At 61.7% G+C, this 25,176-nt stretch carries 21 protein-coding genes and 1 pseudogene; 8 read left to right on the forward strand and 14 right to left on the reverse strand.

What is annotated here, in order from left to right:
• Positions 1-106 precede the first annotated feature (106 nt).
• Genes BW33_RS13465 through BW33_RS13485 form a run of 5 tightly spaced genes read right to left on the reverse strand, consistent with a single transcriptional unit; the run spans position 107 to position 5,498 of the window.
• Positions 107-1,108: an AAA family ATPase gene (locus BW33_RS13465; RefSeq protein WP_007965902.1), complete on the reverse strand. Its 1,002-nt coding sequence runs from the start codon at positions 1,106-1,108 to the stop codon at positions 107-109.
• Positions 1,105-2,268: a DUF4350 domain-containing protein gene (locus BW33_RS13470; protein ID WP_047599472.1), complete on the reverse strand. Its 1,164-nt coding sequence runs from the start codon at positions 2,266-2,268 to the stop codon at positions 1,105-1,107. Before BW33_RS13470 ends, BW33_RS13465 begins: the two co-directional genes overlap by 4 nt.
• Positions 2,265-3,812, reverse strand: coding sequence for a DUF4129 domain-containing protein (locus tag BW33_RS13475; protein WP_047599475.1), 1,548 nt, complete (start codon positions 3,810-3,812; stop codon positions 2,265-2,267). The genes BW33_RS13470 and BW33_RS13475 overlap by 4 nt, the downstream gene beginning before the upstream one ends.
• Positions 3,799-4,776 (reverse strand): stage II sporulation protein M, encoded by a 978-nt coding sequence (locus BW33_RS13480; protein ID WP_047599476.1) that lies wholly within the window; start codon positions 4,774-4,776, stop codon positions 3,799-3,801. The genes BW33_RS13475 and BW33_RS13480 overlap by 14 nt, the downstream gene beginning before the upstream one ends.
• Positions 4,773-5,498, reverse strand: a complete 726-nt coding sequence (locus BW33_RS13485) for an RDD family protein (protein WP_047599478.1) — start codon at positions 5,496-5,498, stop codon at positions 4,773-4,775. The genes BW33_RS13480 and BW33_RS13485 overlap by 4 nt, the downstream gene beginning before the upstream one ends.
• A gap of 181 nt (positions 5,499-5,679) precedes the next feature.
• Here BW33_RS13485 and sbcB point away from each other — a divergent pair, with 181 nt between their 5' ends.
• Entirely contained in the window at positions 5,680-7,110 is a 1,431-nt protein-coding gene (gene sbcB / locus BW33_RS13490; protein WP_047599480.1) for an exodeoxyribonuclease I, read from the forward strand.
• 103 nt (positions 7,111-7,213) lie between these two features.
• Here the strand turns inward: sbcB and mvaT are convergent, their stop codons facing one another.
• A complete protein-coding gene (mvaT, locus tag BW33_RS13495) occupies positions 7,214-7,591 on the reverse strand; it encodes a histone-like nucleoid-structuring protein MvaT (RefSeq protein ID WP_003227581.1) in 378 nt (125 codons plus the stop codon).
• Positions 7,592-7,928: 337 nt separating this feature from the next.
• Here mvaT and purU point away from each other — a divergent pair, with 337 nt between their 5' ends.
• The gene (gene purU / locus BW33_RS13500; protein WP_003227580.1) at positions 7,929-8,777 is read left to right on the forward strand and encodes a formyltetrahydrofolate deformylase; all 849 of its coding nucleotides are present in this window, start codon (positions 7,929-7,931) and stop codon (positions 8,775-8,777) included.
• An 88-nt stretch (positions 8,778-8,865) separates the two neighbouring features.
• Positions 8,866-9,042: a hypothetical protein gene (locus BW33_RS29995; RefSeq protein WP_177327484.1), complete on the forward strand. Its 177-nt coding sequence runs from the start codon at positions 8,866-8,868 to the stop codon at positions 9,040-9,042.
• An 87-nt stretch (positions 9,043-9,129) separates the two neighbouring features.
• Here the strand turns inward: BW33_RS29995 and BW33_RS13505 are convergent, their stop codons facing one another.
• The 5 genes and pseudogenes from BW33_RS13505 to BW33_RS30455 all read right to left on the reverse strand — a co-directional run.
• A complete protein-coding gene (locus BW33_RS13505) occupies positions 9,130-10,125 on the reverse strand; it encodes a lysylphosphatidylglycerol synthase transmembrane domain-containing protein (protein WP_047599482.1) in 996 nt (331 codons plus the stop codon).
• A complete protein-coding gene (locus BW33_RS13510; RefSeq protein ID WP_047599483.1) occupies positions 10,122-10,898 on the reverse strand; it encodes a DUF2334 domain-containing protein in 777 nt (258 codons plus the stop codon). The genes BW33_RS13505 and BW33_RS13510 overlap by 4 nt, the downstream gene beginning before the upstream one ends.
• Positions 10,891-11,982: a glycosyltransferase family 4 protein gene (locus tag BW33_RS13515; RefSeq protein ID WP_177327488.1), complete on the reverse strand. Its 1,092-nt coding sequence runs from the start codon at positions 11,980-11,982 to the stop codon at positions 10,891-10,893. The genes BW33_RS13510 and BW33_RS13515 overlap by 8 nt, the downstream gene beginning before the upstream one ends.
• Positions 11,983-12,177: 195 nt before the next feature.
• Positions 12,178-12,942: a methyl-accepting chemotaxis protein gene (locus BW33_RS30450; protein ID WP_371043227.1), complete on the reverse strand. Its 765-nt coding sequence runs from the start codon at positions 12,940-12,942 to the stop codon at positions 12,178-12,180.
• Positions 12,943-13,035: 93 nt separating this feature from the next.
• A pseudogene (locus BW33_RS30455) lies at positions 13,036-14,067 on the reverse strand (HAMP domain-containing protein); the annotation flags it as partial.
• Positions 14,068-14,253: 186 nt separating this feature from the next.
• On the opposite strand from BW33_RS30455, the gene BW33_RS13525 reads away from it, so the two are divergent.
• The gene (locus BW33_RS13525; RefSeq protein ID WP_047599486.1) at positions 14,254-15,741 is read left to right on the forward strand and encodes a helicase HerA-like domain-containing protein; all 1,488 of its coding nucleotides are present in this window, start codon (positions 14,254-14,256) and stop codon (positions 15,739-15,741) included.
• Positions 15,742-15,829: 88 nt separating this feature from the next.
• Here the strand turns inward: BW33_RS13525 and BW33_RS13530 are convergent, their stop codons facing one another.
• On the reverse strand, positions 15,830-16,285 hold the full coding sequence (locus BW33_RS13530) for a DUF721 domain-containing protein (protein WP_045122019.1): 456 nt from the start codon (positions 16,283-16,285) through the stop codon (positions 15,830-15,832).
• A 307-nt stretch (positions 16,286-16,592) separates the two neighbouring features.
• Here BW33_RS13530 and secA point away from each other — a divergent pair, with 307 nt between their 5' ends.
• From secA to BW33_RS13550, 4 genes are all read left to right on the forward strand, one after another.
• Positions 16,593-19,328 carry a preprotein translocase subunit SecA gene (gene secA, locus BW33_RS13535; RefSeq protein ID WP_047599490.1) on the forward strand — a complete coding sequence of 912 codons (2,736 nt, stop codon included), beginning with the start codon at positions 16,593-16,595 and terminating at the stop codon, positions 19,326-19,328.
• 122 nt (positions 19,329-19,450) lie between these two features.
• Positions 19,451-20,668 carry a bifunctional glutamate N-acetyltransferase/amino-acid acetyltransferase ArgJ gene (argJ, locus tag BW33_RS13540; protein ID WP_047599493.1) on the forward strand — a complete coding sequence of 406 codons (1,218 nt, stop codon included), beginning with the start codon at positions 19,451-19,453 and terminating at the stop codon, positions 20,666-20,668.
• Positions 20,669-20,828: 160 nt separating this feature from the next.
• The gene (locus BW33_RS13545) at positions 20,829-21,461 is read left to right on the forward strand and encodes a glutathione S-transferase family protein (RefSeq protein ID WP_047599495.1); all 633 of its coding nucleotides are present in this window, start codon (positions 20,829-20,831) and stop codon (positions 21,459-21,461) included.
• Complete coding sequence (locus tag BW33_RS13550; RefSeq protein WP_047599497.1) at positions 21,458-22,405, forward strand: Nudix family hydrolase; 948 nt, start codon at positions 21,458-21,460, stop codon at positions 22,403-22,405. Before BW33_RS13545 ends, BW33_RS13550 begins: the two co-directional genes overlap by 4 nt.
• Positions 22,406-22,509: 104 nt before the next feature.
• On the opposite strand, the gene BW33_RS13555 is transcribed toward BW33_RS13550, so the two are convergent.
• Complete coding sequence (locus BW33_RS13555) at positions 22,510-23,094, reverse strand: cob(I)yrinic acid a,c-diamide adenosyltransferase (protein ID WP_047599499.1); 585 nt, start codon at positions 23,092-23,094, stop codon at positions 22,510-22,512.
• Between the two features lie 3 nt (positions 23,095-23,097).
• The gene (locus tag BW33_RS13560; protein ID WP_047599502.1) at positions 23,098-25,134 is read right to left on the reverse strand and encodes a sensor histidine kinase; all 2,037 of its coding nucleotides are present in this window, start codon (positions 25,132-25,134) and stop codon (positions 23,098-23,100) included.
• Positions 25,135-25,176: the final 42 nt, after the last annotated feature.

The raw sequence follows: 25,176 nt of genomic DNA on the forward strand, positions 1-25,176 counted from the left end.
CCGGTTTGTCTGCTGAAAAGATCGCAGCCTGCGTCAGCTCCTACATGGAGCGCGATCCCCAGCAGGAGCTGCCGCAGGCTGCGATCTTTCGATCTTTTCCGGATGCTCACAGACGCGGCGCCGGCACTTGGTCGAGCAGTTGCTGCAACACCTGATCGACCTGCAGACCTTCGATGTCCAGCTCCGGCGCCACCCGCACCCGATGGCGCAGCACGGAGAGCGCGCAGCCCTTGATGTCATCGGGAATCACGAACTCGCCACCACGCAACAACGCACGGGCGCGGGCGCAACGCACCAGCGCAATCGAGGCGCGTGGCCCGGCACCGAGGGTCAGGCCGGGCCAGGAGCGGGTGCTGCGCGCCAGGCGCACGGCGTAATCGAGCACTTGATCGTCGATCGGCAGATCGCTGGCGATGCGTTGCAAGGCTTGCACGTCCTTGGCTTGCAGGACCGTGCGCAGCGGCTGCACGTCGAGCATGTCGGCGCGGGTCGAGCGGCTGACCTGACGCACCATGTTCAGCTCCTGCTCGGCCTCGGGGTAATCCATGCGCACCTTGAGCATAAAGCGGTCGAGCTCGGCTTCCGGCAATGGATAAGTGCCTTCCTGTTCGATCGGGTTCTGGGTGGCGAGCACCATGAACGGCTGGGCGATCGGCAGCGCCCGACCTTCGAGGGTGACCTGGCGTTCCTGCATCGCTTCGAGCAACGCCGCCTGGGTTTTTGCCGGGGCGCGGTTGATCTCGTCGGCCAGCAGCAGGTTAGTGAACAGCGGCCCCTTGCGCAGCTTGAACTGCTCGGTGTGCAGGTCGTACACCGCGTGGCCGGTGACGTCGCTGGGCATCAGGTCCGGGGTGAACTGGATGCGCGCGAACTCGCCGCCGAAGCAGCGCGCCAGCGCCCGTACCAGCAAGGTCTTGCCCAGCCCCGGAACGCCCTCAAGCAGCACATGGCCGCCGGCGATCAGCGCGGTCAGCACATCGTCGATCACGCTGTTCTGGCCGATCAGGGCCTTCTGCAATTCGCCGCGCAGTGCTTGCGCCAACTGGCTGGCACGCTGGCGTTGCTGGGCGGCGTGGCTGGCGCTGCCGGGCTCGATCTGTTCACTCATAGCGTGTTCCTCAAGGTTTGCAGGTGGGCCACCTGGCGACTGAAATCAGCGCTGCTCATGCGCTGTTTCGGCACCGGGCTCAGGGCCTGACTGATGGCGCGGGTTGGCTGGCGGGTCAGGCGCGACAGCACCAGCCATTGCTCGGCCACATTCAATTGGTCGAAGCCGGGATAGCGGCGGCGGGCGCGGCGCAGCAGGTCCTGTTGCAAGGCTTGCAACAACGTGTGCTGACCGTTGTGGCGCAGAATGAAATCGGCACTGGCGCGCAGGTGCTCCTGCAACTGGCGCCGGCCACTCGGGGCAGGCGCCTGCAATGACCCGTGGCGCACGGCAACGTGCCACAGGCCGAGGCCGATCAGCGCCAGCAGGGCGACGACGGCTTGCGGGAAGTAACGCCAGAGCAAGGTCAGCAGACCATCGTGCGCCGTGTTGAAAATCAGCGTGACGTCGGTGTCGGCGCTCAGGTACCAGAGCAGCCAGGCGTTGTCGTGCTTGCTGATGGCCGGGGTTTTCCACAATTCGGCATCGGTGACCACGGTGATCGAGCCGAGGCCGTACGGCAGTTGCATCATGTGCGTGGCCTTGGCGCTGTTGGCCCAGGCCTGGGCGAGATTGTTCGGGTCCTCCAGATGGAACGCGGTGTCGAAACCGGCGTAGGCCGGTGCGTCCTCGTCTTCCAGGTAGAGCTTGGTCAGATTCGGGTACGGATCATCCGCCAGCTCCGCCGGCGGCTCCTTGAGGTCCTTGCTCAGGGACTGGTGCAACTGCACCCGATCCAGCAACAGATCATCGCTTTGTCTGGCCTGCCTGTCCCACAGCGCTTCGGCCACGAACACCAGGCGCCCACCGGCGCGGGCCCAGTTCAACACCTGATCGACCTGACGCGGGGTCATGCGCGAACGCTCGCCGAACAACAGCAGGGTGTGCCGACGCGGATCGATCTCTGGCAGCATCGCCAGCGTTTCGGCCTGGCCGACGTTAAGGCCGCGTTCACGCAAAAACAGTTCTGCCGCCAGATAAGGATTGGCCTGCGCCTGGGGCGCCGGCCCGTGATCGATCACTTCCTGATAGGGCCTGGCCTTGAGGTAAAGATAGACGCTCAACGCCGCGAGCAGGGCGACGATCACCCCGCCGAGCAGCCACGCGTTGCGCCGGTTCAAGCGCGCGCTCCCGGGCCGAACAGGGCACGCCAGCCGTCACACAGTTCCTGCTGCAGGTGTGCCGCTGGCACGCGGTGCCCGTAGGCCATGTTCTGCCAGTGCTGCGTCAGGCTGCGACTGAACACCAGCAGTTCGGGGCGCTGCAATTGCTCGACCCGCAGCAGCACCTGATGCTCGGTGTCGGCAGGTTTCAAGGTCAGGGCAAAATCGTGCAGCAGACGGCTGAGCAATCCGCGATAGAGCAGTCCCAGCGCGGCGCGTGGCTGGGTCTGCCAGAGTTGTTCGGCACTGGCGGCGATGTCGTCGGGCAAGGATTGCGGATTCAGGTCCAGGCCGAATGCCTGCTGCGGTGCAGGTGGCCTGACGCGGGCGGGCAACTTCGGCCGGCGACTGACGAAGGTGCGCAGGAACTCGCGATAGCGCCAGATCAGCCAGCCGATAGCCGCGAGCAATGCGCCCCACAACAGCACTTCAATCAGGCCAGCCAGCGCATTGAAGCGCTGACTGTCTAGCCAGCCGAGCAGGGTTTTCAGCCATTGCGGCGCCTCACCGGGCTTGGCTTTGGCCGGGGTTGCCGGGTCGTCGCCAAAGCGATAACGGGTCACGCTTTCCTTGTTCTTGAACGGTGGTTGTTCGAGCAGCGCCTTGATGCTGTCGTGCGCAGCCTGACTGGTCAGCGGTTGGTGCAGCAGGCGTGGTGCCTCCGGTGCGCTGGCGGGATCGGCCGCAGCCCATACGGGTGGCACCGCGGGCAGCAACAGACAGACCGCCAACAATAAACCCACCGCGCTGCTGTTCAGGCGCTGGCGTAAACGGCGAAACACCAGTTCGATGTCCCACGCTTCCAGGGCGGTACGCCGGTTCAGATACAGGCTGAAACCGCACGCGACATAAATCGGTTCCCAGACCACCAGTACCAGCGCGTAAAAGGCGTTGGTCAGGTGCTCCAGCCAACGCCAGTGGTGATCGGTATCGAGGATCAGCGATTGCCAGTCCCAGTCGGTTTCAATCTGCTGTGGCAGGAGCATGTAGAACAGCACCATCAGGCCGATCCACAGTGCGGTCTCCAGATGCATGCCGATGATCGTCAGCCATTGCGCGGCGCCGGCATTGCGTTGCAGCAACACCTGCAAGCGTTGCTGACGGGCCGTGCCGTCGAGGCCTTCGAGTTGCAGTACCGGCAACAGGAAACTGCGACTCAGGCTCAGGCGACGCCAGGTCAAACTGGCCAGCAATTGCGGTTTGAGCAGCCGCGGGAATTCGCGCAGGGTTTGTTTCAGTGTCGGTGTTTCGCCGAACAGGGCTTTGGACAGAATGTACAGCGGCAGGCGTTCGTACGCCGGTTTCAGCCACCAGAAAATCAACACCACCAGCGACGGCGAATCCCATAGCAGCAAGGTCAGCACGGCGAACAGCGGCAGGGTGACGATGGCCCAACTGGTCATCAGCAGGCGCCGATGCTGCTGGCTCATGAGCACGCCCAGGTCCATGGCTTCCCAACTGGTGCGCGGGCGGATCGCCACGGTGGCATCACTCAGGCGCATGGCGTGCCCTTCCGGCGAACAGCAGATAGGCCGCCACTGCGATCCACAACGCGGCACCGACCGCATATTTGATCTGCGGTGTAACCCCGGTCTTCGACGACCAATACGCTTCGATGAACGCTGCGATCAGCAGGAACAGCATGACCCCACACACCAGCAGCACGCTTTTGCGCGCCGCCTCCACCAGCGCTTCACCACGGGTAAGCCGCCCCGGTGCAATCACCGCCCAGCCGAGCTTTAGCCCCGCCGCGCCCGCCAGGGCAATGGCGCTCAGTTCGAAGGCGCCGTGGCCGATCACGAACGACCAGAACGTCTGGCCAAAACCGATCTCGGTCAGGTGCCCGGCCACTGCGCCGATGACCAGCCCGTTGTAGAACAGGAAGAACGCACTGCCCACGCCCAGCAGCAAGCCACTGGCGAAAGTCTGAAAGGCGATGCCAATGTTGTGCATCACGTAATAACCGAACATCACCCAGTCTTCGCTGGCCGCCCGTTCGGCCGAGCGCCCGAGGTGCCCGGCCACCGGGTCGTACATGCTCTGCATGTCGCGCACCTGTTCGGCGGGGATCAGGTTGTAGATCAGTTCGGGAAAGGCATACACCAGCAAGGCAAAGCCGATCAGGCTGCCGAAAAACACCAGGCCGGCGGCCAGCACGAACGGCCATTCGGCGCGCACCAGTCGGGGGAAGTCAGCGAGGATGAAACCCAGCAGGTTGGCGCCGAAGCGACTGCGATGCCGATACAACTGCTGGTGGCCGCGCAACACCAGTTGTTGCAGCGAGTCGATCAGAAAGCTGCTGTAGCCACGCTCCTGTGCCAGCGCCAGATGCTGGCAAAGGCGTCGATAAGCCTTGGGGAAAGCGGCCACCTGCGAGGTGTCCTTGCCATGTTCGAGGCGTTCGAGGGCCAGCGTGAAGCGCTCCCATTCGGCCTTGTGGCGAGCTTCGAAAAGACTCTGCTTCATGTCGGACCCAACAAGCCGCGGGCGATGCCATTGAGTTCACTGACCGCTTTGGGTGCCGAGATGTGCAGCGGCTGGGCGAGCAGGGCGGCCAGCTCATTGACCCGCGCCGGCGACAATTCAGCCTGGCGTTCGGCGAAGGCGAGCAGCGCGCGTTGTTCGCCGAGGTTGAGCGGCACCGGTGCACTGCGCGGCTGGGCGTCGGGCAGTTGCGGGCGTGCGAGGGGGCGTTCGCTGTAGACCACCAGGGTGCCGGCGGCGATGTCGCCGAGGCGTTTGAAGGTGGAGTGTTGCAGGCAGCTGATGGCGCCGAAGGCATAACCGAACGGCAGCAGATCGACAAAACGCAGCAGGTTGCGTAGCAGCGAGGCCGACCAGCCGATCGGTGTGCCGTCATCGTGGATCACCCGCAGGCCCATCCATTGCTTGCCCGGCGAACGGCCCTGACGCAGCACTTCGAACAGCACCATGTACCACCAACTGACGGCAAACAGCAGCAACGAACCCAGGCCCATGCCGAGCTGACCGAGAAACGCCAGCACCAGGAACAACACGCCGAGGATGACCCCGCGAATGCCCAGGTCGATGCCGAAGGCGAGGCTGCGCACCATCAGACCGGCCGGGCGCAACGGCAGGTCGATGCCCTCCGGGGTTTCCACTTGATAACGGGTATCGAGCGGCGGGTTCAGCGGTGCTTTCCGTGGCAGTGCTGTGTTCTCGAGCATGGGCTACCTGATGGGGCCGGATCGGGATGCGAAGTTCGTCCGATGCTAGCAGCCTCTTGGGGGAAAACGACATAACTATGTATTGCACAGCGTGTGGCGCACGGTGGTTGAATGACACAGTGCTGGCCGCGATGGCGGTTCAACGCCTAGACTTTGCCGATCTTCAGTTCAGGAACCGCCCGTGACTTCAATCTTCTGGTACGACTACGAGACCACCGGCATCAATCCGCGCAACGACCGTCCGCTGCAGGTCGCCGGGATTCGCACCGACCACGACCTCAATGAAATCGACGAGCCGGTCAACCTCTACTGCCAGCCCAGCGAAGACATCCTGCCGCACCCGGCGGCGTGCGCCATTACCGGTATCACCCCGAGCTGTCTCGCCGAACAGGGCTTGAGCGAAGCCGACTTCATGACCCGCGTGCACGCACAACTGGCGGCGCCCGGCACTTGCGGCGCGGGTTACAACACCTTGCGTTTCGACGACGAGATGACTCGCTACAGCCTGTACCGCAATTTTTTCGACCCGTACGCCCGTGAATGGCAAGGCGGCAACAGTCGCTGGGATCTGATCGATGTGGTGCGCGCTGCCTACGCTTTGCGCCCGGATGGCCTGGAGTGGCCAACCGATGACGAAGGCAAGGTGACCCTCAAGCTCGAACGCCTGACGGCTGCCAACAACATCGACCATGGGCATGCCCACGAAGCACTCTCGGACGTGCGCGCAACCATCGCGCTGGCGCGGTTGATCCGCGAGAAACAGCCGAAGTTGTATGACTGGCTGTTTCAACTGCGCAGCAAGCAGAAGGTCATGGACCAGATTCGTCTGTTGCAGCCGCTGGTGCATATCTCCGGACGCTTCTCGGCGGCGCGGCACTATGTCGGTGTGGTGCTGCCATTGGCCTGGCATCCGCGCAATCGCAATGCGCTGATCGTCTGTGACCTGCACCTTGATCCGCAAGGCTTGCTGGATCTGGATGCCGAAACCCTGCGCCAGCGCCTGTATACCCGCCGCGACGACCTCGCCGAGGGTGAACTGCCGGTGCCGCTGAAACTGATTCACATCAATCGCTGCCCGGTGGTGGCGCCGTTGTCGGTGTTGCGTGCCGACGATCAGCAGCGCCTGGGTCTGGACATGGCGCTGTATCAGGCACGTGCACTGCGGCTAAGTGACGCACAGCAAGTTTGGAAAGATAAAGTCGCGGCGATTTACGCCAGCGAAGACTTCACGCCCAGCGAAGATCCGGAACAGCAGTTGTACGATGGATTTATCGGTGATCGCGATCGGCGTCTATGCGAGCAAGTGAGGACAGCTGATCCGGCGCAATTAGCGCAAGAGCACTGGCCGTTCGATGATGAACGTCTGCCGGAATTGCTCTTTCGATATCGCGCACGCAACTTTCCCGACACGTTGAATTCCGAGGAGCAAGAACGCTGGAGAATATTCTGCCAGCAGCGTTTGTCCGAGCCGCAAATGGGCGCGCCTAATACCCTGCAATCTTTTGCCGAGGCCGCGCAGCAATGGGCGCTTAGTGCTACGCCGATACAGAATCAAGTGCTCAATGAGTGGCAGAATTATGTCCAGGCATTGCGCAAACGTTTGAATCTTTGAAATCGAACATAGTGTGCCCGTGAAAGGCCGGGCATAAAAAAACGCCAGCGCATGCTGGCGTTTTTCATGGGCCGCAGAATCAGTCTGCGACAGGCGTTGCGGCTTAGCCCAGCAGGGTAGCCCAGCCTTCAACCACGTCACCGCCCCACTTGGCTTTCCACTCTTTCAGAGTCTTGTGGTTGCCACCTTTGGTTTCGATGACTTCGCCGTTGTGCGGGTTTTTGTATTGTTTAACTTTGCGCGCGCGCTTGGTGCCGGTAGTTTTTACTGCGGCGCCACGGGTGCCTTTGGTTTTCGATTCTGGATCCAACAGCGCGATGATGTCGCGCAGGGACTTGGAATATTCGCCCATCAGGGTGCGCAGTTTGCCTTCGAATTCCAGCTCGGCTTGCAATTTGTCGTCTTGCGACAGGTTCTTCAAACGCGCTTGCAGCTCTTTGATTGCTTCTTCGGTGGCGCGATATTCGTTGATCAAGGACATGGTAACTACCTTATGCGGATGTGTTGAATGGCAGGGACAGTGCCGCAATAATAGTCAGGCTGTTTCATCAAGTAAACATTTAACCGGTTTTTTTATTTGAATTAGTTACGTGGAATAACCGGTGAATTGAATGGTCATTTAAATAATGTGATGCAGTCATCACGAATATTCACAATTATCTGGCCGAACAGCTTCACTGCAGGACTATAGTTTTGCCGCGCGTGGCGTCAGACGCCGTGAATCGGGCCAGCCTGCGGGGATGTGGTCATCAATACTGCAGTTTCCGCGCACAGTCGCTAGAATGGCCGCCTTTGCGAAGTTCTGGAGTTTCCCCCCCATGCGCACCTTTCGGTTGGTGATTTCCTGCCCTGACCGCGTTGGCATCGTTGCCAAAGTCAGTAACTTTCTGGCATCCCACAACGGTTGGATCACCGAAGCGAGCCACCATTCGGATAATCAGAATGGCTGGTTCTTCATGCGTCACGAGATCCGCGCCGATTCGCTGCCGTTCGGTATTGAAGTGCTGCGCGAGAAGTTTGCGCCGATCGCCGAAGAGTTCTCGATGGACTGGCGCATCACCGACACCGAGCAGAAGAAACGCGTGGTGCTGATGGCCAGCCGCGAATCCCACTGCCTGGCCGACTTGCTGCACCGCTGGCACAGCGACGAACTCGATTGCGAAATCTCCTGCGTGATTTCCAACCACAACGACCTGCGCAGCATGGTCGAGTGGCACGGCATTCCTTATTACCATGTCCCGGTCAACCCGCAGGACAAGGAGCCGGCCTTCGCCGAAGTCTCGCGTCTGGTCAAACAGCACGATGCCGAAGTGGTGGTACTGGCGCGCTACATGCAGATCCTGCCGCCGGCGCTGTGCCGTGAATACGCGCACAAGGTGATCAACATTCACCACAGCTTCCTGCCGTCGTTCGTCGGTGCCAAGCCATACCATCAGGCGTCGCTGCGCGGCGTGAAGCTGATCGGCGCGACCTGCCACTATGTCACCGAAGAGCTGGACGCCGGTCCGATCATCGAGCAGGACGTGGTGCGTGTCAGCCACAGCGACAGTATCGAAGACATGGTGCGTTTCGGCCGTGACGTCGAGAAGATGGTGTTGGCCCGTGGCCTGCGTTATCACCTCGAAGACCGCGTGCTGGTGCACGGCAACAAGACCGTGGTGTTCTGATCGAACCTGCGCGTACTTGAATAAAGAAGGGCCTGGGCGTTCAATCGCCCCAGGCCCTTTTTTTGTTTCAGCCCTTGAGGAACTGCCCGTGAGCGATCCACTGGACAAAGCCACTTCGAAAGCGCCTGCCACCCTGGGTGAGGGCTGTCTGAGCCGCTACGACCCGGATGACCTGAGTCCGGAAGACGGCACCGAGTTTCCCGGTGCCGCGGAGCTATGGGAACAGGTGAAGCCCGAACCGGATGAAGAGAGTGAGCCAGCCTGAAAAGATCGTCCGATCGCGGCCCGAGCCTGCGGCAGCTCCTACAGGGATCGCATTTCAATGTAGGAGCTGCCGCAGGCTGCGATCTTTTCAGGCTTGTCGAATCTTCAGCAGCTTCTTGAGCAATGGCCGCCCGAGCATCAACAGAAACACCGGCCCGCCCACCACTAGATAGAAATAGAACGTCACCACCCGCCAGATCAGAATTGCTGCCGCTGCGGTGGATTTGCCGACCATCGGCGCCAGCAGCGCCGCTGACGTGAGTTCTGCGGCGCCCGCGCCACCGGGCAACAGGCTCAATTGACCGGCGCCCAATGACAGCATCTGCACCAGAAAACTCCAGGCCCATTGCAGGTCCGCGCCGAGTCCGCGCAAGGCCAGGTACAGCACACTGTAGCGCAGCAGCCAGTGCACGCAGGTCAGGGCGAAGACTTTGCTCAAGGTCTGCCACGGCAATTTGAGCGTATCGATGAACGCGGCGAGAAAATGCAGCAGCTTGCGCGCCCAGCGCCGGCGAGTGGCGGGCTGCACGTTGAGGGCGGCCAGCAGACGTCCGCTCAGGCGGATCAGGCGGCGGTGGTAGCGGGCCAGCAGCACGCAACTGAACAGGCCACCGGACAGCGACACTGCACTGACTATCAGTAACCATTCGAGGCGGTCACTGAGGTGCTGAAACAAGGCGTAAATCAGGATGCCGCTCAAGGCACAGAGAAAGAACAGCAGATCGCTCAACTGATCCATGGCAAACACCGCACTGCCACGGGCCGGGCGCACGCCGCTGCGCGCCAGCAACGCCATGATCGTCAGCGGCCCGCCGCTGCCGCCGGGCGTGGCGCAGTAGGCAAACTCCGCGGCCATCACCACGCCGAGACTTTTCAGCGGTGTGACCCGATCGCGCTGATCGCCCAGCAGCAGGCGCAAGCGCAGGGTGTTGATGCCCCAGCAGAGCAAAATCATGCCGAACATGATCAGCAGCCATTGCAGAGGAAAGTTTTGCAGGCGCGCACCGATCTCGCCGCCGCCGAGCAACACCGGGATCAGTACAGCAGCGAGCAGGCCGATCAACAACACAATGCCGCGACTCATGCAGCGCGCTCCATTCGCCCGCGGTGCTCGGTGAGCCAGTCGATTTTGGTCATGGGCGTGCGTCCTTCTGCCAGCAGCCGTTCAAGGGTTCGTAGCCAGTAATCACGCGCGAAGGCGTGGCGCATGTCTACCGGGTGCAAGCCTAGACGAATCACCGGCGCGTCGCGCCACTGCTGTTGGCGTTGTTCGCTGACAAGTTTTGACAGACCCCGGCGCCAGGCACTGCGCGCACTCCAGACCAGGCCCGGGGCGTCGATGGCGGTGAAATCCGGCAATTGATAAAGATGCTGTGGATCGCTGGTGTAGCGCAACGGCAACTCGCGCAATGCCTGGCGCGTACCGTCGCTCATCAGCCAGGCGGGGGCGACGAATCCGTGCAGCGGCCAGTCATGGCACTGGAACCGCTCGATACCGGCACGCAGTCGCGCCAGGGCGGCTTCGCGGGACAGGTGATAGAACTCGCCTTCGTGGGTGTAGATCCGGCGCATGAACCAGTCGCGCGGCGTGGTCGGTGCCGGCTCGCGGTCGTCATGGAAAAAACCGTGCAAGGCCAGTTCATCGCCATGGGCTACTCGCTCGCCGAGCATGCGACAGAATGCCGGATGCGCCTCAAGCGCATCGTGCCCATGGAAATCCGGCACCACCAGCCAGGTCATTGGCACACCGCCCAGCGCATCGACGGCTTCGACAAATGGCTGATAATCCGCCCACGTCGACGGTGCCACATCGTGCAGCACCAGCAACACGGCGCGGCGGTTCAAAGGATCAGCCATTGGCCACCCGAGGCAGCGAATGGCCGAGAACCGCGTGATAGTGACCGAGCAGGCTGTCGACCACGCTGTCCCAGGAATAACGCCGTTCGACGTGTTGCCGTGCTTGTTGGCCGAGTTTCACGCACCCGCGACTGAACAGTTCGCGAACGGCATTGGCCATGGCTTGCGGGTTGTTCGGTGCACAGAGCAAGCCGCAGTCTTCGGCGACGATCTCTTCAAACGCCCCGGCCGCCACGGCGACCACCGGAATCGCGCAGGCCATGGCTTCGAGGATCACCAGACCGAAGGTTTCCTGATCGCCGGCATGCAGCAGAGCGTCGGCGCTGGCCATCAACCTTGCCACGGTGGCGGCGGGACAGAACCCGTCGATCACGCTGACATTGTCCGGGACCACAGCGGGCATCGATGAGCCGACCAGCAGCAGGTGATAACGCGAGCCGAGACGTTGCATGCATTTGAGCAACACCGGCAGGTTCTTCTCTTTGGAGCCGCGCCCGGCAAAGATCAGCAGGCGGGTATCTTCGGCAATTCCCAGTTCGGCGCGCAAACCGTTGTCGCGGGCGTCAGGATGGAAGGTCTGCAGATCCACGCCCAATGGCTGCACGAAGACGTTGCGCACCCCCAGACCCCGGAGCTTGTCGGCCATCACCTGACTCGGCGCCAGCACGCGGTCGAAGTTGCCATACAGTTTGCTGACGTACGCCTCGACATTCGGCGTGACCCAATGGCCCATGCGGTTGCTCGCCAGCAACGGCAGATCCGAGTGATAAAAGCCGATCACCGGCACATCCAGTTGCCGCCGTGCATCCAGCGCCGCCCAGGCAGTCAGGTACGGATCGCCGACTTCGATCAGATCGGGCTGTAAATCTTGCAGGACGTTGCGCCAAGGGGCGAGACGCACGGGGAAGCGGTAACCCTTGCCGAAGGGCAGGGCAGGTGCGGGCACCGTGTAGACGCCATCGTGTTCACTCAAGTGCGCGCCGGGGATCAGCAGGCTGTGGCGAATGCCCGGTTTGACGCCCAGCCGACGATGCTTGGCGTCCAGATAGGTGCGTACGCCACCGCTGGCCGGGGCGTAGAACATGGTGATGTCGGCGATATGCACAGTGATCAACCCTCCGCTGCGTTGCACTCCCTTGGTTGACCTTTATCCAGAATAGATGTTCGGTCGGGAATTGGCGGTGAGTCTCAAGGGCAAAAAGATCGCAGCCTGCGGCAGCTCCTACAAGGGATTTCTGTTCACCCTGTAGGAGCTGCCGCAGGCTGCGATCTTTTGATTTTAGATGCGGAAACTGCCGACCAGCTGCTTCAGGCGCGAAGCCTGCTGCTCCAGATCCGAACAGGCGCGCAAGGTCGCCTGCAGGTTCTCGACGCCTTCCTGGTTCAGGGTGTTGATTTCGGTGATGTCGACGTTGATCGACTCGACCACCGCCGTCTGTTCCTCGGTTGCGGTCGCTACCGACTGGTTCATCCCGTCGATTTCGCCGATACGCTGGGTCACGCTGTTGAGACGTTCGCCCGCGAGGTTGGCGATTTCCACGCTGTCCTGGCTGTGGCGCTGGCTGTCGCTCATGGTGCTCACCGATTCACGGGCGCCGACTTGCAGCTCCTCGATCATGGTCTGCACCTGCTGCGCCGATTCCTGAGTGCGGTGCGCCAGGTTGCGGACTTCGTCGGCGACCACGGCAAAACCACGTCCGGCCTCACCGGCACGCGCTGCTTCGATGGCGGCGTTGAGCGCCAGCAGGTTGGTCTGCTGGGAGATGCTGGTGATCACTTCCAGGATCTGCCCGATATTCACGGTTTTGCTGTTCAGCGACTCGATGTTGCTGCTGGAGGCGCTGAGCATGCTCGACAGTTGATTCATCGCCTTGATGCTGCGATCCACCACTTGCTGGCCGTCTTCGGCGAGGCCGCGGGCGTCACTGGCCTGGTTCGAGGCTTGCGCGGCGTTGCGGGCGATTTCCTGGGCAGCGGCGCCCAGTTGATTGATCGCGGCGGCGACGCTGCTGGTGCGCGAGGCTTGCTGGTCGGAGTTGTACATCGACGAGTTGGACGCAGCGACCACGCGCAGCGCGACCTCGTTGACCTGCCCGGTGGCCGACGACACTTCACGGATCGAACCGTGAATACGCTCGACGAAACGGTTGAAAGCGGTACCCAGTACGCCGAATTCGTCATTATTGACGATGGTCAGGCGCTTGGTCAGGTCGCCTTCGCCATCGGCGATGTCTTCCATGGCGCGGGTCATGACGTGCAGTGGCTGAATCAGCAGGCGAATCAGCATCCCCAGCAAGGCAATGATGATCACCACCGCAATCACCGTGGCAATCACCGCCGAGGTGCGGAATTCACTGAGCATCGAGAAGGCTTTGTCCTTGTCCACCGACAGCCCGATGTACCAGTTGACCGACGGCAGGCCTTTGATCGGCGCGAAGCTGACGATGCGCGTCTTGCCATCGACCGTGATTTCACTGAAGTCGCTGCTGATGCGCGGAGTGTCCTGCGGATAGGCTTCTTTCAGCGACTTCATCACCAGTGCCTTGTCCGGGTGCACGAGGATCTTGCCGTCGGCGCTGACCAGGAACGCGTAGCCCATGCCGGAGAAGTCCCGGGCGGTGAGGGTGTCGACCAGGGTTTGCAGGCTCAGGTCGCCGCCCACCACGCCGACGCTCTGGCCGGCCTTTTTCGAGGCGGTGGCGATGGAGATGATCAACTGCCCGGTGGCGGCGTCGATGTACGGTTCGGTCAGGGTCGACGCGCTGCTGCTTTCCGCACCTTTGTACCAAGGGCGTACCCGTGGATCGAAGCCGTCCGGCATCTTCACGTCCGGGCGGATGGTGAAGTGACCGGTGGCATCGCCCAGGTAAGTGGCCATGAACGTCGAGGTCAGGGACTTCTGTTCCAGCAGGCTGGCGACGTTGGCCGGTTCCGGGTTGATGGCGATGTTCTGCGCGGCGTTCTCGACCAGCAGAATGCGCCCGTTGAGCCAGGTCTGGATGTTGTCGGCGGTGACTTCGCCCATCTCGTTGAGATAGTTGTTCAGGTCATCGCGGATCGCGTTGCGTTGCAGCCAGTCGTTGTACAGCGTGAACGAGGCGAAAGCGGCGATGACGATGAGGGCGGCGGCAAGCAAAATTTTATGGCTGAAGCGCAGGTTTTTGTTCATGGCTTGGGGTTCCGCTAAGGTCTTAATGTCCTGGGCGTGCTTTTATAAAGACGCGCAAAATGGGCAAGGGTGAAACAAACTGATATTTCCGACTCTCCTTAGGGAAATCTCTGACCGACTTTTCAGTCGGGTTCTCGCCTTTATCTATCGGCCACAGCGGATTAAAGATTAACCATAGGTGACAAAATGCCTGACACATCGCAACTCGTTATCGGCGCCGATCAGGCGGGGCAACCGATTGCTCAGGCCATGCGCCTGACCAACCGCCACGGGCTGATCGCCGGTGCGACCGGGACCGGCAAGACCGTGACTTTGCAACGCCTTGCCGAAGCATTCAGTGACGCCGGGGTCGCGGTGTTCGCCGCCGACATCAAGGGCGACCTGTGCGGCCTCGGTGCCGCCGGCAATCCGCAGGGCAAGGTCGCCGAGCGCATCGCCGGGATGCCCTGGCTCGACCACAAGCCGCAGGCCTATCCGGTGACGCTGTGGGACATTCACGGCGAATCCGGTCATCCGTTGCGTACTACGTTGAGTGAAATGGGCCCGCTGCTGATCGGCAGCCTGCTGGAACTGACCGACAGCCAGCAGTCGGCGCTGTACGCGGCGTTTAAAGTGGCAGACCGCGAGGGCCTGTTGCTGCTGGATCTGAAAGACCTCAAGGCGCTGCTCAATCACCTCAAGGACAACCCCCAGTTGCTGGGCGAAGACGCGGCGCTGATGACCACCGGGTCCAGCCAGGCACTCTTGCGCCGGCTGGCGACCCTGGAGCAGCAGGGCGCTGAAGCCTTGTTCGGCGAACCGGCGCTGCAACTCGAAGACATTCTGCAACCGGCCGCCGATGGCCGTGGACGGATTCATTTGCTTGATGCCAGTCGTCTGGTACACGAGGCGCCGAAGGTCTACGCGACGTTCCTGCTGTGGCTGCTGGCCGAGCTGTTCGAGCAGTTGCCGGAGCGCGGCGATGCCGACAAACCGCTGCTGGCGCTATTCTTCGATGAAGCGCATTTGTTGTTCGGCGATACGCCCAAGGCGTTGCAGGAGCGTCTGGAGCAGGTGGTGCGGCTGATTCGCTCGAAAGGCGTGGGTGTGTATTTCGTCACCCAGTCGCCGGGCGACCTGCCGGATGACGTGCTGGCGCAACTTGGCCTGCGGATTCAGCATGGCTTGCGTGCGTTCACCGCCAAGGAACAGAAATCCCTGCGGGCGGTAGCCGATGGCTTCCGGCCGAATCCGGCATTCGACACCTTGTCGGTGCTGACCGAGTTGGGCATCGGCGAAGCGTTGGTCGGGACGCTGCAGGAAAAAGGCACGCCGGAGATGGTTCAGCGTGTGCTGGTGGCGCCACCGCAGTCGCGGATCGGGCCGTTGAGCGAAACCGAACGCACGATGCTGATCGCCGGGTCGCCGTTCAAGGGCCGATATGACAAACCGATCGATCGTGAGTCGGCGTATGAAATCCTGATGGGCCGCAAGGATCTGGCGCCGGAGGCGGATGCGCCAGCGGGTAAGCCGGCAGCCGAAGAGCCGAGCCTGGCTGATCGTGCCGGAGAGTTTCTGGGCACGGCGGCGGGGCAGGCCTTGAAATCGGCGATGCGCCAGGCGGCGAACAATCTGGGCAAGCAACTGGTGCGCGGGCTGATGGGTTCGTTGCTCGGCGGCAGCAAACGCCGCTAAAAGCAAAGATCGCAGCCTGCGGCAGCGCCTACCTTGGAATGCGTTCCCCTGTAGGAGCTGCCGCAGGCTGCGATCTTTTGCTCTTGCTTCAGGCCTTGTCTTTGGCGTGCGCCGCCAGACGCTCAAGCGCCGCGCGCAGGCCTGGATCACTGATCCCGTCGGCCGTGGACTGAATGGTCGCCGCCGCATCACTCGACAGATCCATCGTGTGCCCGACAGCCCCAGGCTGGACGATCGGTGGTCGCACACTGAATTTGATTCGCGTCAGGTTGGCGAACTCTTCGAACAGCTGCAGTTGCCGTTGCAGGCGCTTTTGCTGGTAGCGCAGGCGCGTGGCCCAATGGCCGTCGGTGACCACCAGCGACAGTTCGCCTTCACGCCACTTGGCGACATGACAATGTGCGCGGGCGGCGGGTTGCAGCTGGCTTTCGAGCAGGCGTTGCAGATGGGCGAGGCGTTGGGCATGACCGAGAATGGCTTTGAGCGGCTTGGCTTCGCGTAGCAGAACGGCGGGCGCTCTGGCTGTAAGAGGGCGAAATGCCATGATCGAACACCTGAAGTAACAGAAACGCCATGTTAGCAGAAAGCAACGGAACCACTCGCCCATTGCTTTTGTCCCTGCTTTACCCATTAAATCAACAACTAACTTCTTGCCTTGATGGGTTGAAGTTGAGCAAAACGCCCTTATTTTAAGTGAGCCCCGTCAAAGCGCAGTGCCAGCATCGTGGAATATCGCCACTTTCCTCACCACCGTTTCCGGGTAGAATGCTCGTTCGCATGCGGCCATGAGGGCTGCACGGGCGACTCACGGGGCCGCCCTCCATCCCTTTAGTGTGGAAGATCCTGCCGATATGTTTGCGCCTTTGTTAAAGAAACTTTTTGGAAGCAAGAACGAGCGTGAAGTCAAACGCATGCTCAAGACGGTGCAGCTCGTCAATGCCTTCGAAGAGCAAATGGTGGCCCTTTCGGACGATCAATTGCGTGCCAAGACCAACGAGTTCAAGGCCCGTATCGCCAAAGGGGAATCCCTCGACAAGCTGTTGCCTGAAGCCTTCGCGGTCGCCCGTGAAGCCGGCAAGCGCGTCATGGGCATGCGCCACTTCGACGTCCAGTTGATCGGCGGCATGACCTTGCATGAAGGCATGATTGCCGAAATGCGTACCGGTGAGGGTAAAACCCTCGTAGCGACCCTGGGCGTTTACCTCAACGCGCTGTCCGGCAAGGGCGTGCACGTTGTAACCGTGAACGACTACCTGGCCCGCCGTGACGCCAACTGGATGCGCCCGCTGTATGAATTCCTCGGCCTGACCGTCGGCGTCGTGACGCCGTTCCAGCCGCCGGAAGAGAAGCGCGCCGCCTACGCCGCCGACATCACCTACGGCACCAACAACGAATTCGGTTTCGACTACCTGCGCGACAACATGGCGTTCAGCATGGAAGAGAAATTCCAGCGCGAACTCAATTTTGCCGTGATCGACGAAGTCGACTCCATCCTCATCGACGAAGCCCGTACCCCGCTGATCATTTCCGGTCAGGCCGAGGACAGTTCCAAGCTGTACATGGAGATCAACAAACTGATCCCGCAGCTGGAACTGCACGTTGAAGAAGTCGAAGGCCAGGTCACCAAGGCCGGTCACTACACCGTCGACGAGAAGACCCGCCAGGTCGAACTCAACGAAGCCGGTCACCAGTACATCGAAGAAATGCTCACCGGCGTCGGTCTGCTGGCCGAAGGCGAGAGCCTGTACTCGGCGCATAACCTGGGCCTGCTGACCCACGTCTATTCGGGTCTGCGTGCGCACAAGCTGTTCCACCGCAACGTCGAATACATCGTGCAGGACGGTCAGGTCGTACTGGTCGACGAACACACCGGTCGTACCATGCCGGGTCGTCGTCTGTCCGAAGGCCTGCACCAGGCCATCGAAGCCAAGGAAGGTCTGAACATCCAGGCCGAGAGCCAGACCCTGGCTTCGACCACGTTCCAGAACTACTTCCGTCTGTACACCAAGCTGTCCGGCATGACCGGTACCGCCGACACCGAAGCGTTCGAATTCCACCAGATCTATGGCCTGCAGGTCATGGTGATTCCGCCGAACAAGCCGTTGGCGCGTAAAGATTTCAACGACCTGGTGTTCCTGACCGCCGAAGAGAAATACGCGGCGATCATCAACGACATCAAGGAAGGCATGGCCCAGGGCCGTCCGATCCTGGTGGGTACCGCGACCATCGAAACTTCCGAGCACGTGTCCAGCCTGCTCAACAAGGAAGGTATCGAACACAAGGTTCTGAACGCCAAGTTCCACGAAAAAGAAGCCGAGATCATCGCCCAAGCCGGTCGTCCGGGCGCCTTGACCATTGCCACCAACATGGCCGGTCGTGGTACCGACATTCTGTTGGGCGGTAACTGGGAAGTGGAAGTCGCGGCGCTGGAAAACCCGAGCCCCGAGCAGATCGCCCAGATCAAGGCCGACTGGCAGAAACGTCACCAGCAAGTGCTGGAATCCGGCGGTCTGCAGGTGATCGCCTCCGAGCGTCACGAATCGCGTCGTATCGACAACCAGCTGCGTGGCCGTGCCGGTCGTCAGGGTGATGCCGGTTCCAGCCGCTTCTACCTGTCGCTGGAAGACAGCCTGATGCGTATCTTCGCCTCTGACCGGGTGAAGAACTTCATGAAAGCCCTGGGCATGCAGCCGGGTGAAGCGATCGAGCACCGCATGGTGACCAACGCGATCGAGAAGGCACAGCGCAAGGTTGAAGGTCGCAACTTCGACATCCGTAAACAACTGCTCGAGTTCGACGACGTCAACAACGAACAGCGTAAAGTGATCTATCACATGCGTAACACGTTGCTGGCCGCCGACAACATCGGCGAAACCATCGCCGACTTCCGTCAGGACGTGCTCAACGCCACCGTCAGCGCACACATTCCGCCGCAATCGCTGCCAGAGCAGTGGGACGTGGCCGGTCTGGAAGCTTCGCTGGCCAGCGACTTCGGGGTGAAACTGCCGATCCAGCAGTGGCTCGACGAAGACGATCACCTGTACGAAGAGACGCTGCGCGAGAAGCTGATGGTCGAGCTGATGGCGGCGTACAACGAGAAAGAAGATCAGGCCGGTGCCGAAGCACTGCGCTCGTTCGAGAAGCAGATCGTCCTGCGCGTCCTCGACGACCTGTGGAAAGACCACCTGTCGACCATGGATCACCTGCGTCACGGCATCCACCTGCGTGGCTACGCTCAGAAGAACCCGAAGCAGGAATACAAGCGCGAGTCGTTCACGCTGTTCTCCGAGCTGCTGGATTCGATCAAGCGCGATTCGATCCGTGTGCTGTCGCACGTTCAGGTGCGCCGCGAAGATCCGGAAGCCGAAGAGCAACGCCTGCGTCAGGAGGCCGAAGCACTGGCCGCCCGCATGCAGTTCGAGCACGCCGAGGCCCCTGGTCTGGAGCAACCGGAAGTGTTGGGTGAAGAGGTCGATGTAGCCCTCGCCACCGCGCCGGTTCGCAACGAGCAGAAGCTGGGTCGCAACGAACTGTGCTACTGCGGTTCGGGCAAGAAATTCAAGCATTGCCACGGGCAGATTCAGTAACCCCCGTTTCAATCGCTGAAATACCCGCGCCGCGACCGGCTCCTGCCGTCGCGGCGTTTTGCCATTTACACCACCGCCATCCCTGTGAGCGGTGCTGACATCATTGAGTAAGGAGCGCATTCATGGCTGTTGGTCTTGGTCCTTTGCCAACGTTGCACCCGGTTGCCGGTTTTGAACTCGGTATTGCCTCGGCCGGCATCAAGCGCCCCGGGCGCAAGGATGTGGTAGTGATGCGCTGCGCCGAAGGTTCGACCGTGGCCGGTGTGTTCACGTTGAACGCCTTTTGCGCCGCGCCAGTAATCCTGGCGAAAAAACGTGTGCACAACGACGTGCGTTACCTGCTGACCAACACCGGTAACGCCAACGCCGGTACCGGTGAGCCGGGTCTGGCGGCTGCCGAGCGCACCACGGCGAAACTGGCCGAGCTGACCGGTGTCGATGCCAGCCAGATCCTGCCGTACTCCACTGGCGTGATCGGTGAGCCGCTGCCGGTCGAGAAGATCGAAGGCGCGCTGCAGGCCGCACTGGATGATCTGTCGGAAAACAACTGGGAAGCCGCCGCCACCGGCATCATGACCACCGACACCCTGCCCAAGGGGGCCAGCCGCCAGTTCGAGCATGACGGCGTGACCATCACCGTCACCGGCATCAGCAAAGGCGCCGGCATGATTCGCCCGAACATGGCGACCATGCTCGGCTACATCGCCACCGATGCCAAAGTTTCCCGCGACGTGCTGCACAACCTGATGCTCGACGGCGCGAACAAGTCGTTCAACCGCATCACCATCGACGGCGACACTTCGACCAACGACTGCTGCATGCTGATTGCCACCGGCAAGGCCGCACTGCCGGAAATCACCCGTGCCGAAGGCGAGCTGTTCGGCAAGCTGAAACAAGCGGTGTTCGAAGTGTGCATGGACGTGGCCCAGGCCATCGTGCGTGACGGCGAAGGCGCGACCAAGTTCGTCACCGTTGAGGTCAACGGCGGCGGCAATCATCAGGAATGCCTGGACGTCGGTTACACCGTGGCCCACTCGCCGCTGATCAAGACCGCGCTGTTTGCTTCCGATCCGAACTGGGGCCGTATTCTGGCCGCTGTCGGCCGTGCCGGCGTGCCGAATCTGGATGTGAGCAAGATCGACGTGTTCCTCGGCGACGTGTGCATCGCCAGCCGTGGCGCACGCGCAGCGACCTACACTGAGGCACAGGGTTCGGCGGTGATGCAGCAGGAAGAGATCACCATCCGTATCGAACTGGGTCGCGGCGACTGCAGCGAAACCATCTGGACCACCGACCTGTCGCATGAATACGTGAAGATCAACGCCGAGTACCGCACCTGATTTAATCTGAGACCGAGTCGCCGCCATCGCGAGCGGGCTCACTCCTACAGTAGATTAGTGAACGACACGGATCCCCTGTAGGAGTGAGCCTGCTCGCGATGGCGACTAATCAGGCACCAAGAATTCCAGCCTGATCCTCCTGACGAAAAGGCGCCACACCATGTCCCTGCACCTGATCATCGGCGACAAACTGCTTTCTTCCTGGTCCTTGCGCGCCGCTCTGGCGCTGGAGCTGACCGGCGCACCCTACAGCGAAGAACTGATCAAACTCGGCAAGCCCGACACCCGCGAGCGCCTGCTCAAGCATTCGCCGACCGCCAAAGTGCCGTTGCTGCAGACCGCCCGCGGCACTGTGGCTGATTCTCTGGCGATCGCCGAGTACCTGGCCGAGCAGTTCCCGTCCGAACAGCTCTGGCCGAGCGATGTTTACGCTCGCGCTCAGGCCCGTTCTGCGTGCGCGCAGATGCACAGCGGCTTTTTCGCCATGCGCAATCACATGCCGTTCAATCTGAACCACGACGCACCGCTCAACCCGGTGCCGCCGGAAGTGAAGGTCGATATCGAACGCATGCTCGCGCTGTGGGCCGAATGCCGCGCTGCCGCCACTGAGCCTGGGCCGTATCTGTTTGGCCGGGTGAGTCTGGTTGATGCGTTCTTCGCCCCGATTGCCGTGCGCCTGCGGACTTACCAGGTGCAGTTGCCTGCGGTTGATCAGGCCTATGTTGAAACCGTCTACCAATGGCCCGCCTTCAAGGCGTGGCAAAAGGCTGGACTGGAGGAGTTGAATCCGTGAAACGCGTACACGTCGCGGCTGCCGTCATTCGTGACGACAGCGGCAAAATCCTCATCGCCCGCCGTGCCGACACCCAGCATCAGGGCGGTTTGTGGGAATTTCCCGGCGGCAAGGTCGAGGCTGACGAATCCGTCGAAAGCGCCCTGGCTCGCGAGCTTCAGGAAGAGCTGGGCATTGTCGTTGGCGCCGCTCGTCCACTGATCAAGGTGCGCCACGATTATCCGGACAAGCAGGTGTTGCTGGATGTCTGGGAAGTGTCGCAGTTCACCGGTGAGCCACACGGTGCCGAAGGTCAGCCACTGGCCTGGGTGACCGCCAAGGATCTGCTGAACTACGAGTTCCCGGCGGCCAATCAGCCGATCGTGGCCGCGGCGCGCCTGCCCGGCGAATACTTGATCACGCCGGAAGATCTGGAAGCCCCGGCCTTGCTGCGCGGCATTCAGAAGGCGATTGCCGGCGGGATCAAACTGATCCAGCTGCGTGCGCCGAACGGCTATGACCCCAAATACCGCGATCTGGCGGTGGATGCAGCCGGTCTGTGTGCCGGCAAGGCGCAGTTGATGATCAAGGGGCCGTTCGAATGGCTCGGCGATTTCCCGTCTGCCGGTTGGCACATCACCGCCGCGCAACTGCGCAAATACGCCGCAGCGGGGCGGCCGTTGCCGGCTGAGCGCTGGTTGGCGGCGTCCTGCCATAACGCTGAAGAACTGGCGCTGGCCGAGCAGATGGGCGTGGATTTCGTCACCCTGTCGCCGGTACAGCCAACCTTGACCCACCCGGACGCGCAACCGTTGGGCTGGGAGCAGGCTTCGACGTTGATCGAGGGCTTCAGCAAGCCGGTGTTTCTGTTGGGTGGGGTTGGCCCGGCGGAACGTGAGAAGGCCTGGGGTGTAGGGGCTCAGGGTGTGGCGGGGATTCGCGCATTCTGGCCGGATTCTCTGTAAAGGCTGCTGGCCTCTTCGCGAGCAGGCGCGCTCCCACATTTGACTGCGGATGGACCCAATCAACTGTAGGAGCGAGCCTGCTCGCGAAGGCGTCCTTACAGGCGCTAGATATCTGAAGGCTTCGCCGCCGGCTGCCACAAAATCTCCGCAATCCCCTGCCGCCGCGCAATCAATCTTGCGGCCACGAACAACAGATCCGACAGCCGATTGATATACGCCAGGCCAACCCCGGCCAATGGCTCGATCGCGTTCAAGTGCTGACAACGGCGCTCGGCACTGCGCGCCAGGCTGCGGCACACATGGGCCTGGGCAATCAGCATCGACCCGCCGGGCAGAATGAAATTCTCCAGCGGCCCCAATTCCTCGTTCCACACATCAATCGCCGCTTCCAGGCGCTCGATTTCTGCTGTTTTCAGCGCCTGATATTGCGGCATCGCCAGCTCACCGCCGAGGTCAAACAGACGATGCTGGCAGGGGGCGAGCACGTCGATCAGCTCATTCAGCCCCGGGAACGCCTCGCGCTCGGCGATCAGCCCGGCCAGCAGCACACCGACCTGACTGTTCAGCGTATCGACTTCGCCAATCGCTTCGATCCGCGGGTGATCCTTGGGTACGCGGCGGCCATCGCCCAGGCCGGTTTCGCCTGTGTCGCCGGTGCGGGTGTAGATCTTCGACAAGCGAAAGCCCATGGGTTACCTCGGTAGTTGATTGGTTTCGGCGGCGATGGCCGCCGGTTGGGTCAGTGGCAGGCGCAACGTAAAGCAGGTGCCCTGGCCTGGCGCCGATTGCACTTCCATTTGGCCTTTGTGGTTGTTGGTGATGATGAAGTACGACACCGACAGCCCCAGCCCTGTGCCCTGGCCGATTTCCTTGGTGGTGAAGAACGGCTCGAAGGTGCGTTTGCGCACGTTCTCGCTCATGCCGATGCCATTGTCCTCGACCTGAATCTCGGCCCATGGCGGATTGAGCCTGGTGCGCAGGATGATCCGCCCCGGCTCGCTGTCGTCTTCGCGCTGGTGAATGGCTTGCGCGGCGTTTTTCAGCAGGTTGAGCAGCACTTGCTCCAGTTCGTTGGCGGTGCCCGGCACCGGGCCGATCGCCGGGTCGAACTGGCGGATGATCGCCTGGCCCTTGAAGTCGAAACCGATTGCCAGATCGAAGTCGTTGCCGGCAATTTCCACCGCTTGATCGATCAGCGCGGGCAGATCGCACGGGGCCATTTGCCGGGTGCTGCGGCGGCTGAAACTGAGCATGTGCGTGACGATTTTCGCCGCGCGCGCGCCGGCCTGCTGGATGCCGTCGAGCAATTTCGGCACTTCGCGGCTTTGCAGGTAACGGTTGACCGTGTCCAGTTCGACGCCGAGCTGTTCGGCAGTTTCGAGGTTCTTCGGCAGCTCCGCCGACAGCCGTCGACGAATGTTCTGCACGTTGTGCAGGATCGCGCCGAGCGGGTTGTTGATCTCATGGGCCATGCCGGCGGCGAGGCCACCGACCGAGAGCATTTTTTCCGATTGCACCATCATTTCTTCCAGCGACAGGCGCTGGGTGATGTCGTCGATGCGGATCACCACACCGCGCCCGGCGCCGCCCATCAGCGGGTAGAAAGTCAGGGCGTAATGTTTGGGCTCGTCATCCTTGAACCAGGTCACCCGCTCGATCTTCGCCACCGTGTGCTCTTCCACGGTCTGCTTGAGTTGCGGCAGAAACGGCTTGAGCGGTTCGAAGGCGAGGAAGATCGGCTGGTTCAGCGCTTCATCCAGGCGCGTGCCGGAGAGGGCGCTGGCCTCCTGGTTCCACTGGGTCACGTAGAGCTGCTCGTCGAGGGCGATCAGCGCCGAGGGCATGGAGTCGATGATGCTGTTGAGGTAGTTCTGGAATCCGGTGAGCTTCTTCTCGATTTTGCTCCGAACCTGGACCTCCAGCTCCAGCTTGCGGTTGGTGTGGCGGGTTTCTTCGGCCAGGCCCTGAGCCTGATCGTAGGCAGCCTGCGAGTCATCGCGGGCGCGCTTGAGCTGCTGTTCGCGCGCCTCGATGCGCGAGAGCATGGTGTTGAACGCCTCGGCAAGACTGCCGATTTCATCGTGGTTGCCGCGTGAGGCGCGCAGGGCATAGTTCTCTTCGCGGGTGACCTGACGCGACAGCTCCTCCAGCTCATGGATCGGCCGCGTGATCAGGCGTTTGATCTGCCGCGCAATCACCAGCCACAGCAGCACACTGAAAATCAGGATGCCGAGACTCGCAGTCAGGGTGCCAGTGTAGAACGCCATCGGCAGTTCACTGCTGGCGACCAGCAGCAAGTGCCCGGGTGCGGTGCCGGGGCGGGGCAGGGTGATCAATTGGTTGCTGCGAAACTCGGTGAGTTGCCAGGCTTCGATGTGCCGATAGCGTTCCGGCAGATTGAGTTTGTCGCCACGCTGCACCTGGGCGAGTCGGTCACCCTTGCCGTCATACAACGCCGCCGCGCGCAACGGCGAATAGCTGTCGAGCTCCTTGAGCAGGCGTTCGGCGCTTTGGGGTGACTCGAGAGCTTGCGCGACCAGACTCGGGTTGGAGATCAGCCGGCCGATGGTCTGCAGGGCTTGCGGCGCCATGCTTTCCTGGGAGATGTAATAGGCGGCGCTGATAAAGGTCAGGTTGGCGACCAGCAGGACGGTGGTCAACAACACCAGCAGGGCGGCCAGCAGTTTCTGGCCGACCGGCAGGTTTTCAAGGCGCTGGCGCAATGGCATCAGGTTTATCGCAGCAAAGGAACAAGTGGGCAGCGTAGCCGC

Origin of the sequence: Pseudomonas sp. RIT288 (assembly GCF_000631985.1) — a bacterium.
Taxonomy (GTDB): domain Bacteria; phylum Pseudomonadota; class Gammaproteobacteria; order Pseudomonadales; family Pseudomonadaceae; genus Aquipseudomonas.